Genomic DNA, 13,981 nt, shown 5'->3' on the forward strand with positions numbered 1-13,981 from the left:
CTAAGCCAGAAAGAGAGGCGTCCTGCTCGTTCACACGATAGTCGCCTGTCTCGTCCGGGGATGGCTGTGAGCACAGCTCGCACAGGGAATACAGAGCTGACCGCGCTTTGAGGGCCCCGGGTGCACGGGCAGTGTGCGCATCGACCCCAGCCAACGACTTACGGATAGCTGCCTAGGGGTAGCTGCCATCCATCCACACGCTGGGCAAGGCCTATGCATGGATAGAAGTTACAGCCGTACGGCAGGGATCGAGCCACCATACTTACACCTGCCTTTTCTGGTCCGAAAAGCGTTTGTGCTCGCGCAGTCTCTACCTTCCCTACCTGTTCAAGCCGCTATGTTGAGGTTTCCTCATGGGTTTGCCCTTCGTGTCTCGTCTCCGTTTGTTCGTAGCCGTGGTCTTTGTCGGCGCCGCCCTCACTGCAAGCCTCCGGGCACAGGTCGCCGCTACCCGAACCGTGCTTACTCCTAGTGCTGCAAGTGTCGCGCAAGGCGCACCGGTGGTGCTTACCGCCGCTGTCACAGGTTTGCCCGCGTCGCGGGGGGGGCAGGTTGCCTTTTGCGATACCACGCAGATCAACGTCTGCAGTGCAGCAAGTGCCAACCTCCTCGGGCTCGCACAACTCACCACCGCGTCGCAGGCCAGGCTCAAGCTGCGGCTCGGCGCAGGCACGCACAGCCTGGTCGCCCGCTTCCTCGGCACCACCACTGCGGCAACCAGTAGCTCTTCTCTCGTCCGTGTTGCGGTCAGTGCTGCCACCACGCATCTCGCCACCAGCGTCAGCCTCACGCCACAAGGCACATTTACTGAGTCGGTCTACACATTGCAATCGACTGTATCTACTCCTCCGGGGCAGCCATTCCCCGGCGGTACCGTGGCCATCACTGCCGCGACGCCATCCGGCAAGTTCCCCGTGGTCTCGCAAAGCGTCACCTCAGGCTCGCCGGCTTCGGACGCGCTCGAGCGCGGCACCAGGGTAGTCAGCGGCTCAGGGCGAGTACTGGCGGACTTCAACGAAGACGGCGTACCGGACCTGGCGCTCACTGATACCACAGAGGCCTCCGTCTCCTTTTCCGCCGGCAATGGTGACGGCACCTTTGTTTCCCCGACTGCCGCCAACAAGGTGCCGGGGCTGTGCGCAACCTCCTGCGTGGCCCTTGCCACTGCGGACTGGAACAGCGATGGCCACGCGGATCTCGTGACCCTGGAAAAGCTGACCAACAACTACCAGCTGCATTTCGCCACGGGTCGGGGCGATGGCACCTTCCAAAGCAGCAGCCCCATCGACGTGGCCCTCACTGTGGGCACCGGCATGGCCTCGTTAGTTGTCGCAGACTACAACGGCGACGGCCTTCCAGATCTGCTCGTCTATGTGGGGAGCACCGCGACACCGGCGCTCGCCGTGGCGCTCCAGCGGGTCGATGGCAGCTTTCAATTGAGCTACCCCACCACCTTTGCATCGCCCAACCTGCTGCCGTCTAACCCCCTCATCTACGCAGCCGACTACAACGGCGACGGCAAGGCCGACTTTGTCTGCACGAGCTACGTGCAGGGTAGCCAGCAGCCCATCTTCTCCACCTACCTCAGCAAGGGCGATGGCAACTTCGCAGCCAGCATCATCCCCATGCCAGACACCCTTGCCGGCTTCACACCTGGACTGATTGCGCTGGGTGACTTTAACGGCGATGGCATCGCAGACCTGGCCCTGCTGGCCAGTAGCGGATCAGGGAGTTATGGTCAGGCGCTTAACGGAGATGGCCATGGCGGATTCAGCCCGGGGCGCATTTTTGGCTTCACCTATGACGCGGGAGGCGAAGGCATTTATTCCCTCGACACTCTGGATGTCAATGGTGACGGGCTTTCCGACATCCTGTTGGTGGGCACCGTTCCTGACGTCTCCAGCAATGCGCTCAAACCGCAGATCCTGATCCAACCAACTAACGGCACCTCGGACACCATCCTCTCCGTGTTCGCTCCTGGCGAGCAAGTGCCCATGTCCCCCAGCCTCAATGGGGATCTGAATGGTGATGGACGCCCCGATATTCTTTACTCCCAGGCAGGAGGACTGGTGCTGCTGAATCGCTCCGGCTACCAGCAGGCTTCCGTGACCATTAACAATGTGCAGATGCCTGCCGGTACTACCCTGCCCTTGACTGCGGCCTTCACCACGGCTAACAGCAACTACCTGCCCAGCATCTCGCCGACCATCGCGGTCACCGGGCAGACGGTTGATCCCACCGTTACCCTTTCAGTCTCCCCGCAAAGTGTGGCAGCCGGCCAGGCGGTTACGCTGTCTGCCACCATCACGCCCTCCACCACGCCTGACGGCTACTCCGAGAATGGGCAGGTTGTCACCTACAGCGGCGGCCCAGCTGCCGGGCCGGGCATCAAGTTGTCCGCCACTGTCACCAATGGTGTAGCGCGTCTCACCACCACGGGCCTTCCTGCTGGCTCCTACGCCATCTTTGCGCAGCTCGCTGACAACCTGCCCTTCTTGTCAGCAACGGGCTCCAGCCAGATCACCGTGACCCCTGCAGGGCCACAGCAGGGCAGCCTTGCAGGAACTTACGCCTTCCGTTCCCGCCTATCCGCCACCATTGCAGGGGTCGCGCAGGATGGTGCTGTTGTTGGCGTGCTGAAAGCAGACGGCGCCGGCGGTCTCACCGGTGAGGAAGACATCAACGCTCCCTCGCTCTCGGTTGCGCAGTCAGCCATTACTGGGAGTTACTCCGTTTTGAACCCGGATGGCGGCACACTGCACGTTCGCAATGCCCAGGGATTGCTCCTGGACTTCTTCATGACCCTCGGCGATTTTGATACCAAGGGCGTCGCCCACACGCTGACCCTGCTGCCCTATGGCCCGCAGGGCATCGGTGGCGAGGGAACGGCCGAGCTCGTCACCTCCACCAACCCAACGCTGAACAGTGCCGGATTTACACTTGCGCTCGAAGGGCAAACAGGTTGCCAGCCAGCGGCCTGCCAGTCGGCTGGCCACGCCTCCGGTGCCGTCTCGTTGTTGGGCTCGGTGGTCGTCTCCCCCGCCGGCTTCACCATCAACGGCTACCCGGGCTATAGCGGCAGCGGCAGCGTGGTTGAAAACTCTGCCGGCACGGTTGCCGCAACACTTAACTTCGCCGCGCAACTTGGAGGTCCCGACCCCAGCGGACGCTACAGCTTCACAGTGCAAAGCAGCGGCCTTCCTTCAGACAGCCCGAAAACCTTCGTTGGCTACGCCGTGGGGAGCAACAAGCTGTATCTCCTGTCCACCGACCCGCACGGCAGCTCCACGCTGTTAAGCGGCTTCCTTCAACAGCAGTAATGGACGCTGAGACATGCCGCGCACACGGCATGTCTCAGCATCGCAACCCTCGTGCGTGTGTCAGTGCGCCGCGGTTCAGGAACGCGTCCTGCTCGCGTCTGCGATCTCGGCGACATACGGCCGAAGCAGCCAAGCCGTGAGCTTCGCCAGCCGCACCAGCTGCTGCGGGCCTTGACGATGGCGAGGCCTGGAAGAAACCGCTGCACGGGTGCTCGGCAGATTGAACCTGCGATCTGCATCAGTCGCGTCGTACCGCCGCACGCTGCGCACGGCTCCGCTACGCGGATGCCAATGTCGGCTGACACCAGTCCAGGGTGAGAATAGTGATGTCGTCTTCCTGGCCATGCCTGTGCGCGGCCGCGGCTATGTCTGACGCGGGCTGTTGACTGATGCGCATGGTGCGATCGAAGCCGAAGAGCTCGCCGTTGCGCGAGCGCGCCTCGACCACTCCGTCCGAAAGAAGCGTGAGGCGGGCCACTGCCGGCAGCATCAGTGTTGTTTCCAGGTACTCAGTTTGCGCCAGCACGCCCAACGGCAGCCCGGCGGCAGTCGCAACCTCCTGCCCGTTGAGATAGGGCGAAAGGTGACCGGCGTTGGCCAGTAACACCTCGCCGGTAGGTGCAAGCTTGAGGCAAAGACAGGTGATGAAGCTGGCGCTTCCGGTTCGCAGCACGGCGTGGTGGAGTCGGCGCAAGGCCGCTGCAGGGCCGATGTCTTCATCGGCCATGGAACGAAGCGCGCCCACCGCGAGCGTGCCCAGCATCGCCGCCTGCAGTCCCTTGCCGCTGACATCGCCTATTGCAATGAAGATCGAACCGTCGGGCCGCGGCAGAACCTGGCAAAAGTCGCCACCCACCTCCTCGGCTGCGAGATAGACGATCTCGCTGTGCAGGCCACCGAGCTGGGGCAGGTCCACGGGGACCAGCCGATGCTGGATATCGTGCGCAGCCTGCAGGGCGGCGGCAAGTCGCTGCTCTTCGCGGGAGGTTTGGGCGAAACGGTAGACGAGAACGGTAAGCAACCCGAGCAGCGTGACGATGTTGCCGATATCGTTGAGGCTGACGGCGAACGGTTCCCGCAGCAGCTCAACGTCAGCGGAGATCAGGGCATCGGCATGCGGTACGTGCAGGTCCACAAACCAGTGGCCGAGATTGCCGGAAGCACCGATCAAGGCTCCGAGTGTGTACGGCAGCAGCAGCAGCTTTGCATCGGCCGAACCCGTGCGCCAACCGCGTATCAGCAGCAGGAACAACAGCAGGTCTAGGGCAGTGCTGCACAGCGCGTAAATACCGTCTGCCCAGACGAGCGAGGCCCGGTTGACGAGAAGCAGGAGTGGCCCTGTCTCGGAAGCGAGGCACAGCGCGAGGCATACCGCGGAAAGCGTATGGCTCTTGAGGTTCAAGGCGCGGAGCACGAACAACGCGAAGGTCGCGAACAACAGGAGATCCAGCAGCATGTACCCATAGAGAACATGCAGAAAGCCCCAGGCAAAGTGCTGTGAGAGAAGGTGCATGGGCAGATCACATGCCGAGAACAACATATTCAGGGCGAACCATAAGTAAAAGCTTTGGCGCGTAAGACAGAACATCAGCAGCGTGGCAGCACCTACGATCAGCACGATGATCTCCTGCGTGTACGCGCTGCCGCGGCTGAGCAGTGCGGCTGCCTTGACCTGGGCAAACTGTCGCAGCACGATCGCGGCATCTCCCGCGTAAGCACGGCCTGCAAGGACGTTCGCACTGATGCCGACGAGTTGTGGAGACTGCCACAGGCGGAGCGCAAGGGTGACAAATTGCCGCCTGTCAGAGGGGTGGACCGGCACGGTAAATACGCGCGCGGACCCTGTAACAGCAATCGCATGCTGCGGCGGCAGGCGGCCTGTCTGCCCGATAAGCCGGGCGTCGGCGAAAAGCTGGTAGCTCTTCTCGAGGCGCGGCAACTGCACCACGAGCGAGTCCGTGTGGGCCGGGACCGACAACCGCAAGCGGAACCATGCCAGGTTGTTCTGCTCGGCATACCCCTGCGCAATCCAGTCGCGATCAGGTTGGATGACCTTCCAGTGACTGTCGTCGAAGTCCGGCTGCGCCCAGCGGCGATCATCGCCCGGGTGCGTGCGCCAGTTGTTCGCGATCGAGGTGATGGGAAAGCGACCAGCATCGAGGTCAATGGCCTGCGCGCTCAGGCGAGTGCCCAGGCATCCGGGCCACAGGATCGCGATGGCGGCGAAGATCGCACTTAGGCGTGAGCGGAACCGGCTCTTCTGCATGAGCTCCTCCGACGACGCGCCCAGTATCAACAAAACACCGCGCGTGCGCCAGAGCATTCCCGGCACTCTCGCCACCCAAGGATGCATTGAGTGGATAGAGCGCACCTGGGAGCGGACGGCGGGCGGCCGTGTGGCTTGAAGCCGGAGCCGAACGGCCAGCGCTGATTGCGTCACGTCACCTCGCTCACGTCGGTACTCTGGCCCAGCGGAGGCCTCGCCTTCGCATCCGTGCTGCGCGGGCGCATGCACAGTCTGTCCTAACGCCCGCATGCGGCTCTTCTCCTGCTGACGCACTGGAAGGAGTGTTGTATTTTTTCTGACGACTTAGTCGGTCCGCCCATAGAATGGCCCACACGAATCGGAATGCCGATGACGCCAGCCTCCAGCTTCCTTTTACCCGACGGTTCCACGCTCGCGCTCGAGCAGCAGGTCGTGCGCCTGCAGGCGTTGCTCGAGGCCTCGCGGCGGGTCCACTCCACGATCCTGCTTGACCAGGTACTGCGCGAAGCGCTCCGGATTGCGATACTTGAGCTTGAACTTGAAGGCGCCAGGTTTGTTGGCTGCGAGCACTGCGCCGAAGTAAGTGCCGGAGACATGCTGCCTCAGCAGGCTTCGGGTTCGCGCGACTATCCGCGCTTTCCCGTGCATACCCCTGCCGGTGAGCTCATCGCGGAGTTAGTGGTTGCGCCGCCGCAAGGCCGCGCGCTTACACTCTACGAGTCGGACTTCCTCGAGGGCTTGATGCTCCAGACAGCGCTCGCAGCGGAGAATGCCCTGCACCACAAGCGCAATCTGGAGTACGCACGGCTTACGCAGGACCTCGATGCAGCAAGGCTGATCCAACAAAGCCTTTTGCCGCAGGTGTTACCCGCTCTGCAAGGCTATGCGGTGGCTGTACGTTCCAGCATGTGTTACCAGGTGGGCGGCGACTATCTCGATGTCATTCCGGAGCCCGCGGGCACGCTGCTGCTTGTAGTTGCGGATGTGGCGGGCAAGGGCCTTGCCTCGGCGCTGATCTGCATGGTTTTTCGCGCTGCCTTCCGCGCGCTCGCGTTGCAGGGGCTGCCGCTCGAGCATCTGGCCGCAAGGCTCTCACAGCAGCACTGGGAAGAAGGCGCGGAAGCACGTCGACGCTATGTGACGGCGATCTTTGTGCGGCTCGACCCTGCGGCTGCGACGATCACGTGTGTGAATGCAGGGCACAATCCAGGGCTGCTGCTTGCGCCAAACAACACTTCGCGCTGGATCAAGGCAAGCGGCACACCACTCGGCATGCTGAGCGGTACACAGTATGAAAGCGAGCAGCTCGATTTTCCGCTCGGAGGGCGCATGCTGCTGTATACAGATGGACTCACCGAAGCCTTCTGTGCAGAAGAGGAGTTTGGCGCGGAACGACTTGCGCAGCTCTTCGCGGATTGCTCCGGGCACAGTTGCGAGGCAACGTTGTCCACTATCTGGCGGGAGCTGCTGGAGTTTACCGGGCATACGCCGCAGGGAGATGACATGTCCGCGATCGCACTTGGCCATACCGGCGGTGGCACGCTGCAGGAGAGCGCATGACAACAAGCAGGAAGTTTGCAGGCAGCAACGTGGAAGTCCTTATCCCCTCGCGACTCGGCTTTGAAAAAGTCGCTATGGGCACGGCGGCAAGCATGGCCAGGCTGATGGGGTTCAGCGAGGATCGCGTCGAAGATCTAAAGACCGCAATCGCAGAAGCCTGCATCAACGCGATCGAACACGGTAACCGTCACAACCCTTCCCTGCCGGTAGGCGTGGTGCTGTCAATGCATGGCAGCGAACTCGAAGTACAAGTACACGATGACGGCGCGGGGATGACCTCGCCGGCCCCTGTTCCAGACATCGACCGCAAAATGACCGGAGAAGAAGACGCACGCGGCATGGGCATGTTTCTGATCCAGGCGTTGGTGGATGAAGCCGAGTGGGTACCGAGTCCCGTTGGCCAAAGCTTTGTGCGGCTCGTGATTCGCATGAATCCGGAGCAGCAAGCCAAGTAACCTACAGGAGCAGCAGGACGATGCAGGCGACCACCAAGGTATCCGAGCAGCAGCTGGCCGGCTCAAGCGGTCAGCCCGTGACTGTTTTGCGCTTTTCCGGGGATGTTTCGTCTTCGTCAAGGGATGCGGTGCTGGGGCGCTATGAAGCACTCGATAAGGGCACGCATCGGCAGATCTTGCTCGACTTCAAGGGCGTAGACTATCTCAACTCGTCGGGCATCGCCCTGGTGATTCAGGTGCTGATCGCGTCGAGCAACGCGGGTCAGACGATCGCGATCTCGGGATTGACGCCGCACTTCACCAAGGTCTTCACGATGGTCGGCATCACCAAGTACGCGACGCTGTATCCGGATGAGGCTGCTGCTTTGACGAAGTTGTAGCAGAGAGAATGCTCGATACCGTGCGGCAGCTGCAGACTGAGTTGGCTGCAGGCAGAGCACCGTGCAGACGCGATCGACCACGATTGAACTCACGCCTGGGGACTGGCTCTTCATGCTGTGCGAATGGAGCACCTTGACTACGACGCTACCGAAAAAGGTTGTCGATTGCACCCTCAGCTGCCGTGAGAAGCAGGCTCGCCATCTTGTCCACTCGTCATCGCCAGGCTCACAGGCTACGTCTCTGGTGGTGGCGCTGGCACTTGTATGCCATCGACCTATGGCGACTCCAGCAAGGCTCGTCGTGGCATCCTTGAGTGTTAACACCCTGCTCGGCGAAGTGGTCACAAAGCCGGCAACGCAAACGGCGTTACCCTTTTCCACTGGATGACGCACTTGAGATGCCGACACCAGAGCAGCCTTGCGGATCAGTGCAGATCCTCTGGCTTGTGCCAGCGCAGATCCAAAAGGGCGACCACCTGCCGCCGCCGTTGCGTAGCAAAGCAGAGAGCCCGGGTCGGGGTTGGACAGGGCTCTCTGCCCGTGAGCCAGTGCGAAATGCTGGACGCGTATTATGACTTTCCGGGGGACGCTCGCGTATTTAATCCGGAAACCTGGCTAATCGAAGGTTAGACATACGCCCGGCCAGACTCAACTTCGTGGTTTACCCCACTCACGGAGTCAAGCGCCTGGGATGCGATGCGCGCTCTGCCTCCGGGCCCCACCCACCGCCTGGTCCAAGAGCGTGACACCATGCGAAGCATGACCAGGATCCCGGTCGCCAACAATGCGTAAGCGATGAACCCTTTCGCGTAAGACCCGGTATGCTGCTTCGACAGGCCGAGCAGGTTTGGAAGGATCGAGCCCCCAAGCGCACCAATCTCGCCGATCATGCCGCCGGCTACCGCCGTAGTGACCGGCCAGCGCAAGGGCACCAGCTGAAAGGTTGCGCCATTGCCCGCGCCGAGTGCTGCGAAGCACAGCATGAACAGAGCGGTGGTGAGCACCAGCGACGGCGTGGCAGTGAGAGAAAACAGCGCGGCAATCGCGATCAGGAACACGACCGACAGCGTTGTAATGCCGCCGATGCGATCCGCTGCCCAGCCGCCCAGCACGCGGGTGCATGAGCCAGTAAGCGTCGCCAGCACGGTGAGGGTGCCGGCCTGCACCTTGGTGACGTGGAACTGCGCGTAGAAAAAGGACGGCAGGTATGTCGCCAGGCCGATGAAGCCGCCGAAGGTGATGATGTAGATCAGATTGAAGTACCAGCCGTCAGCTTCCACCAGGCACTTGAGGTGCTGCCCGAGCGACTGATGCTCCACATCCGGCGGCTCCTTGGCGAAGATAGCCATAACAAGAAGAGGCAACAGCATCATCGCTGCGGCAAAGCCGTACACATGCTGCCAGCCAAAATGCATCGCCAGGCGGGGAGCGAACAACGCAGCCAGCGCAGTGCCGCTGTTGCCGGCGCCGGCGATCCCCATAGCGAGACCCTTATATTGCTGCGGAAACCAGCCGGAGCCGAGCGAAAGTGCAACACCGAACGAAGCTCCCGCGATGCCAAGCAACACGCCCATGGCGAGTACATTGTTGAACGTGTGCACAAAGAAGAAGCCATAGAGCAGCGCGATGATGATCGATGACATCTCCACGATCGCTGCATTTTTTCGCCCGATGTACTGCGAAATTACACCGAGAGGAAAGCGCATGAATGCGCCGGCGAGCGTCGGAACCGAAACCATGAGACCGATTTGCGAAGGGCTTAGATGGAATTGCTCTGAGATGAACGGTCCCATCGCGCCATTGAGAACCCAGACGGCAAACGAGAAGTCGAAGTAAAGAAACGCGGCCAGCAACGTGGGTGGGTGGCCTGACTTGAGGAAGATCTTGGTGCTCGCCATGGATAGCTCTCCGAGGAAAAGTTGATTGCTGCCGGGGAGAGCGCGCGTCCTGGGGCGCCCTGAAACCCTTTTTCGTGCTGTGCAGTGCGGCGGCGGCGTGGCCGCTTGTGCTGCATAGTTTGTGCTGCATAGTGTTGAAGCGCTTCGCGCAACTCCGGGGCTTAGGACAGCGGCGTGTAACGCTCGACGCGTACGGCGCACTGCTTGAAGTTGGGTTCGCGCGAGATCGGGTCAAACTCGTCGAGCGTCACAAGGTTGGAGTTCCACTCAGTGAAGTGAAACGGCATGAAGACCTGTCCGGGAGCCACGATGCCCGTGACGCGCAGCTCCACATCGGGCACGGCGCTGCGCCGCGAGCGGATGGTGACCCGGTCGTGCGGCTCCAGCCGCAGGCGCCGCGCATCCTCCGGATTCATCTCCAGCCATGCGTGCGGCACCATGCCGTGCAGCATCGGCACGGCGCCGGTCTTGGTGCGTGTGTGCCAGTGCTCTACAGTGCGGCCGGTGTTGAGAATGAGATCGAATTCGCGGTCGGGCTGCTCAGAGAACGGCAGGCACGGCACGCAGTGCAGCAGCGCGCGGCCATTGGGCCGGGGAAAGATGCCGTCCGCGTATAGTCGCTCGCCACCCCACTGCTGGCCGCCTTCGTCTTCCAACGCCTGCCAGGTAAAAGGACTGTAGTCACACATGCGACCAGCCGAAGCCCTTTGCCACTCCAGCCAGGCATCATGCGTGCTGGTCCAGCCGCGAAACAGTTCCTCTTTCACCCCAAGCCTATGCGCAATGTCAAGAAAGATATCGAAGTCGGCACGCGCCTCCCCGGGCGGCGGAAGCACCGGGTTGACCTTGCCGATGCGTCGCTCCGAATTGGTGTAAGTGCCTTGTTTCTCGCCCCAGATTGCGCCCGGCAATACCAGGTCGGCGAACTCAACAGCGGTGGGCGTGGGATGAAAGCCGTCCTGCACGATGACGAACTCAGCCGCGCGCATCGCGCGCTCAAGCAGGCGATAGTTGGGGTAGGACACAGCGGGATTGGTCGCGATGAACCACATCGCCTTGATCTGTCCGTCGGCCGCCGCGGCGATGATGTCGGGATACGCAAGGCCGCGCTTTGTCGGGATGCGGTCTGCGTCGATTCCCCATATGCCCGCAAGCTCCTCGCGATCTTCTGCTTTTTCCCAGGAGCGATAGCCGGGCAGCGACGAGGTGAACGCAGCTTCGCGTGAGCCCATGGCATTGCACTGTCCGGTAATCGAGAAAGGTGCCGCGCCAGCGCGTCCGATGTTGCCCGTGATCAACGCGAGATTGTTGATCGCGGCTACCGTGACTGCACCTTGCGCAGAATGATTCACACCCATCGTCCAGGTGATGAAGGCTGCCTTGGCCGTGCCGTACAGGTGTGCAACCCGCTCAATTGAGGCAATCGGAAGACCGGTTGTTTCACTTACCTGCGCCGGGGTGAAGTCCTCCACAAAGCGGCAGAACTGTTCATAGCCTTCAGTGTGCTCGTCGATGTAAGCCTGGTTCACCAGTCCATCCCGAATGAGAATGTGCGCAATGCCATTCACCAGCGCGATGTCGGAGCGGGGTTTAACGGGCAGGTGAATGTCAGCCATCATCGCGGTCTTGGTCACGCGTGGGTCTGCGACGATCACGACCTGTCCCGGATGCTTGCCCAGGCGCTGACAGAGAATCGGATGATTGTCGGCGATGTTCGAGCCGATCATCAGGATGACATCGGCCACTTCCATGTCCGCGTACGAGCCGGGCGGCCCATCGGAACCGAATGAGAGCTTGTAGCCGGAGATCGCGCTGGCCATGCACAGGGTGGTATTGCCGTCGTAGTTCGAAGTGCCAAAGCCAAGTTGCACCAGCTTGCCCAGCGTGTAGAACTCCTCGGTCAGAAGCTGGCCGGTACTGACCACCGCGAATGCCTCGCGCCCGTACTGCTCCTGCACGCCGGCGACCTTGGAGAGCATTACCGTGAGCGCTTCATCCCATGAGACAGCTTCCAGTTCGTCGCCTCGTCGCCTGCGCAGCAGAGGCGTGGTGGCGCGGCCGGGTGCGGCCAGAATGTGGTGTTCGCTCAGGCCCTTGGGGCAAAGCTTGCCGCGATTTACCGGGTGCGTATCGATGGCGCGCGCTGCAACGGCTTTGCCGTCGCGCGTGCCAACCAGCATGCCACAGCCGACGGAGCAGTAACCGCAGGTGGTGCGGGTCCAGGTGTCCGCAACACGCGACTCCGATACGTAGCCAAAGCGCGGATCTTTACTGTAGCGGTACTTTGCACGGTTGGTATCGAAGCCGAGCGTGCGGCCGAGTTTGCCGAGTAGTGTCATGTGTGCCTCGTGCGTAAGAAGGTCAGGCCCATATTGCGAGGCACCACGGAGACGAAGAACAGGTAGCGCGCGCTGGCCACCGCGAGCACAGCTGCAAGCAGCGCGACGATGGGCAGGCCTATGGCCACTAGCAATGGCGCGGCTGCCGCAGACGCGAGCGCAGTGATCAGCAGCCTGCTGAAGCGCGGCAATCGCAGCAGGCGCCAGCTTGCGCGCGATTCCATGATGGGCGACTTTGCGAGGGCACCAGCACGCCAAAGCTGGTTGGCGATCCAGGATACGCAGAGTGCAGTCGCCGCCCCGAGTGGTGCATCCCATGCAGGGCCATTCAGTGATAGCAGCAGACCGTGCGGCTGCATGCTAGGAACAAGGCGAGTGAGAACATGTTGCAGCCGATCAGGCATGAACACGTTGTTTAAAGCTTGCGCAGAACGGACCATCCAGGAGAGCAACCAGGGCACCAGTGGCACGAGCGGAGTGGTCACGCGGGCAAGCACCGCGGGCAACAGAGCGCCGATCATGGCCCCGGACAGCACAAAATCCAAAGGTGTCTGCTTCATGTTCCAGGCGGGCCGCGCCGGCACCAGGTAAATGAACGCACTCGCAACAGTGCCCGCGAGCCCCAGCAACGCCGTGGACCAGCCTGCAAACAACAACAAGTTTGCTGCGTGCGGCACTTGAAACGCCGCCCCCCAGGCACACGCGACCGAGACAAGCATGGCGCCGAAGAACAATCCAAACAACAAAACCTCGCGACTCAACCACGAACGCCGCCACATCTTGAGCGCACGCCATGCATACGCGGGGCGACCCAGGTGCAGCACCGCGACGTTCATCGCGGCAAAGGTGATTGCAAGCAGCAGTGTGGCATTCAGCGGGGTCAGCGCGTGCAGCAGCAGCGCTGCAGTCCATGCGCCGAAGCTTCCCTGCATCGCCGTGGTCATCACGACGAGCGTGGGGTGCCCGTGCTCCGGGCTCACAGTGTAGCGGTCCACGCGCTCCAGCTCGGACGGATTTGGATCGTCGATGGCTGCGGGCGCTTTTGGTGGCAGCGTGATGCGAGTGGTCGAGATTGTGTGGTCGGCCGAAGGCATGCCGGGCGCGTCGCCGAGTGAGTGCTCCGCGCGCCACTCTGCCTTGTTCACGATTTCAATCTCGATCGCATTTTCAGGGCAGGCGTTGACACAGGCCGGCTCCAAGCCATCTTCCAGGCGGCCGCGACACATGTCGCACTTGCCCACGACGCCACGATCCTCGTTGAACTGCGGCACCCCGTATGGGCAGTTCCATACGCAGTACTGGCAGCCGATACAGGCTTCGGCCGAGTGAAGCACGATCCCGGTAGTGGCATCCTTGGTGTAAGCGTTGACGGGACAGCCCTTCAGGCAGCTCGCATCGAGGCAGTGGTTGCAGCCCATCGAAAGATAGGTTCGCTGGGTGTCGGGCCACGTGCCCCCTTCCAGTTCGCCCACGCGCCGCCATTTAATGTCAGCGGGATTGCCGTTCTGTTCGTTGCATGCGACTTCGCATGACCGGCACCCGACACACTTCGTCATGTCGAAGTGGAAGCGGTACTGCTCGCCGGGCGCAAGTGGCCGCCGGGGGATCAGCAGATTGATCAACTGCGGGGACGCGCCGCCTTCGAGCAGCGTCATCCGCACCAGCTCTTCACTGTCGGATTCGAGAGCGCGTTCGTGGAGTGGCAGGGCCAAGTGGATCTCCGATATGCGTCTTGCTGCTGATCGCGCGCTCTTTGCGGTGAC

General features: G+C 61.9%; 8 protein-coding genes. 4 read left to right on the top strand and 4 right to left on the bottom strand.

What is annotated here, in order from left to right; genetic code table 11:
• Positions 1–353: 353 nt before the first annotated feature.
• A complete protein-coding gene (locus D1Y84_RS16100) occupies positions 354–3,320 on the top strand; it encodes an FG-GAP-like repeat-containing protein (RefSeq protein ID WP_124849595.1) in 2,967 nt (988 codons plus the stop codon).
• Between the two features lie 277 nt (positions 3,321–3,597).
• On the opposite strand, the gene D1Y84_RS16105 is transcribed toward D1Y84_RS16100, so the two are convergent.
• Entirely contained in the window at positions 3,598–5,586 is a 1,989-nt protein-coding gene (locus D1Y84_RS16105) for a PP2C family protein-serine/threonine phosphatase (protein WP_158615522.1), read from the bottom strand.
• A gap of 363 nt (positions 5,587–5,949) precedes the next feature.
• On the opposite strand from D1Y84_RS16105, the gene D1Y84_RS16110 reads away from it, so the two are divergent.
• The 3 genes from D1Y84_RS16110 to D1Y84_RS16120 are packed head-to-tail and all read left to right on the top strand — an operon-like array spanning position 5,950 to position 7,981.
• On the top strand, positions 5,950–7,146 hold the full coding sequence (locus D1Y84_RS16110; RefSeq protein WP_233581482.1) for a PP2C family protein-serine/threonine phosphatase: 1,197 nt from the start codon (positions 5,950–5,952) through the stop codon (positions 7,144–7,146).
• A complete protein-coding gene (locus D1Y84_RS16115; protein ID WP_124849597.1) occupies positions 7,143–7,601 on the top strand; it encodes an ATP-binding protein in 459 nt (152 codons plus the stop codon). The genes D1Y84_RS16110 and D1Y84_RS16115 overlap by 4 nt, the downstream gene beginning before the upstream one ends.
• Positions 7,602–7,621: 20 nt before the next feature.
• Positions 7,622–7,981, top strand: a complete 360-nt coding sequence (locus D1Y84_RS16120; protein ID WP_124849598.1) for an STAS domain-containing protein — start codon at positions 7,622–7,624, stop codon at positions 7,979–7,981.
• A gap of 626 nt (positions 7,982–8,607) precedes the next feature.
• Here D1Y84_RS16120 and D1Y84_RS16125 read toward each other — a convergent pair.
• From D1Y84_RS16125 to D1Y84_RS16135, 3 genes are all read right to left on the bottom strand, one after another.
• Entirely contained in the window at positions 8,608–9,879 is a 1,272-nt protein-coding gene (locus D1Y84_RS16125; protein WP_124849599.1) for a NarK/NasA family nitrate transporter, read from the bottom strand.
• 161 nt (positions 9,880–10,040) lie between these two features.
• Complete coding sequence (locus tag D1Y84_RS16130) at positions 10,041–12,218, bottom strand: molybdopterin oxidoreductase family protein (RefSeq protein ID WP_124849600.1); 2,178 nt, start codon at positions 12,216–12,218, stop codon at positions 10,041–10,043.
• Positions 12,215–13,930 carry a DmsC/YnfH family molybdoenzyme membrane anchor subunit gene (locus D1Y84_RS16135; protein ID WP_124849601.1) on the bottom strand — a complete coding sequence of 572 codons (1,716 nt, stop codon included), beginning with the start codon at positions 13,928–13,930 and terminating at the stop codon, positions 12,215–12,217. Before D1Y84_RS16135 ends, D1Y84_RS16130 begins: the two co-directional genes overlap by 4 nt.
• Positions 13,931–13,981: the final 51 nt, after the last annotated feature.

This window comes from Acidipila sp. EB88 (assembly GCF_003858395.1).
Taxonomy (GTDB): domain Bacteria; phylum Acidobacteriota; class Terriglobia; order Terriglobales; family Acidobacteriaceae; genus EB88.

Bases quoted from the DNA above. Each gene is read 5' to 3' on its own strand.
- D1Y84_RS16130 (WP_124849600.1), bottom strand. From the start codon at position 12,218: ATGACACTACTCGGCAAACTCGGCCGCACGCTCGGCTTCGATACCAAC.
- D1Y84_RS16115 (WP_124849597.1), top strand. From the start codon at position 7,143: ATGACAACAAGCAGGAAGTTTGCAGGCAGCAACGTGGAAGTCCTTATC.
- D1Y84_RS16120 (WP_124849598.1), top strand. From the start codon at position 7,622: ATGCAGGCGACCACCAAGGTATCCGAGCAGCAGCTGGCCGGCTCAAGC.
- D1Y84_RS16125 (WP_124849599.1), bottom strand. From the start codon at position 9,879: ATGGCGAGCACCAAGATCTTCCTCAAGTCAGGCCACCCACCCACGTTG.
- D1Y84_RS16105 (WP_158615522.1), bottom strand. From the start codon at position 5,586: ATGCAGAAGAGCCGGTTCCGCTCACGCCTAAGTGCGATCTTCGCCGCC.
- D1Y84_RS16110 (WP_233581482.1), top strand. From the start codon at position 5,950: ATGCCGATGACGCCAGCCTCCAGCTTCCTTTTACCCGACGGTTCCACG.
- D1Y84_RS16100 (WP_124849595.1), top strand. From the start codon at position 354: ATGGGTTTGCCCTTCGTGTCTCGTCTCCGTTTGTTCGTAGCCGTGGTC.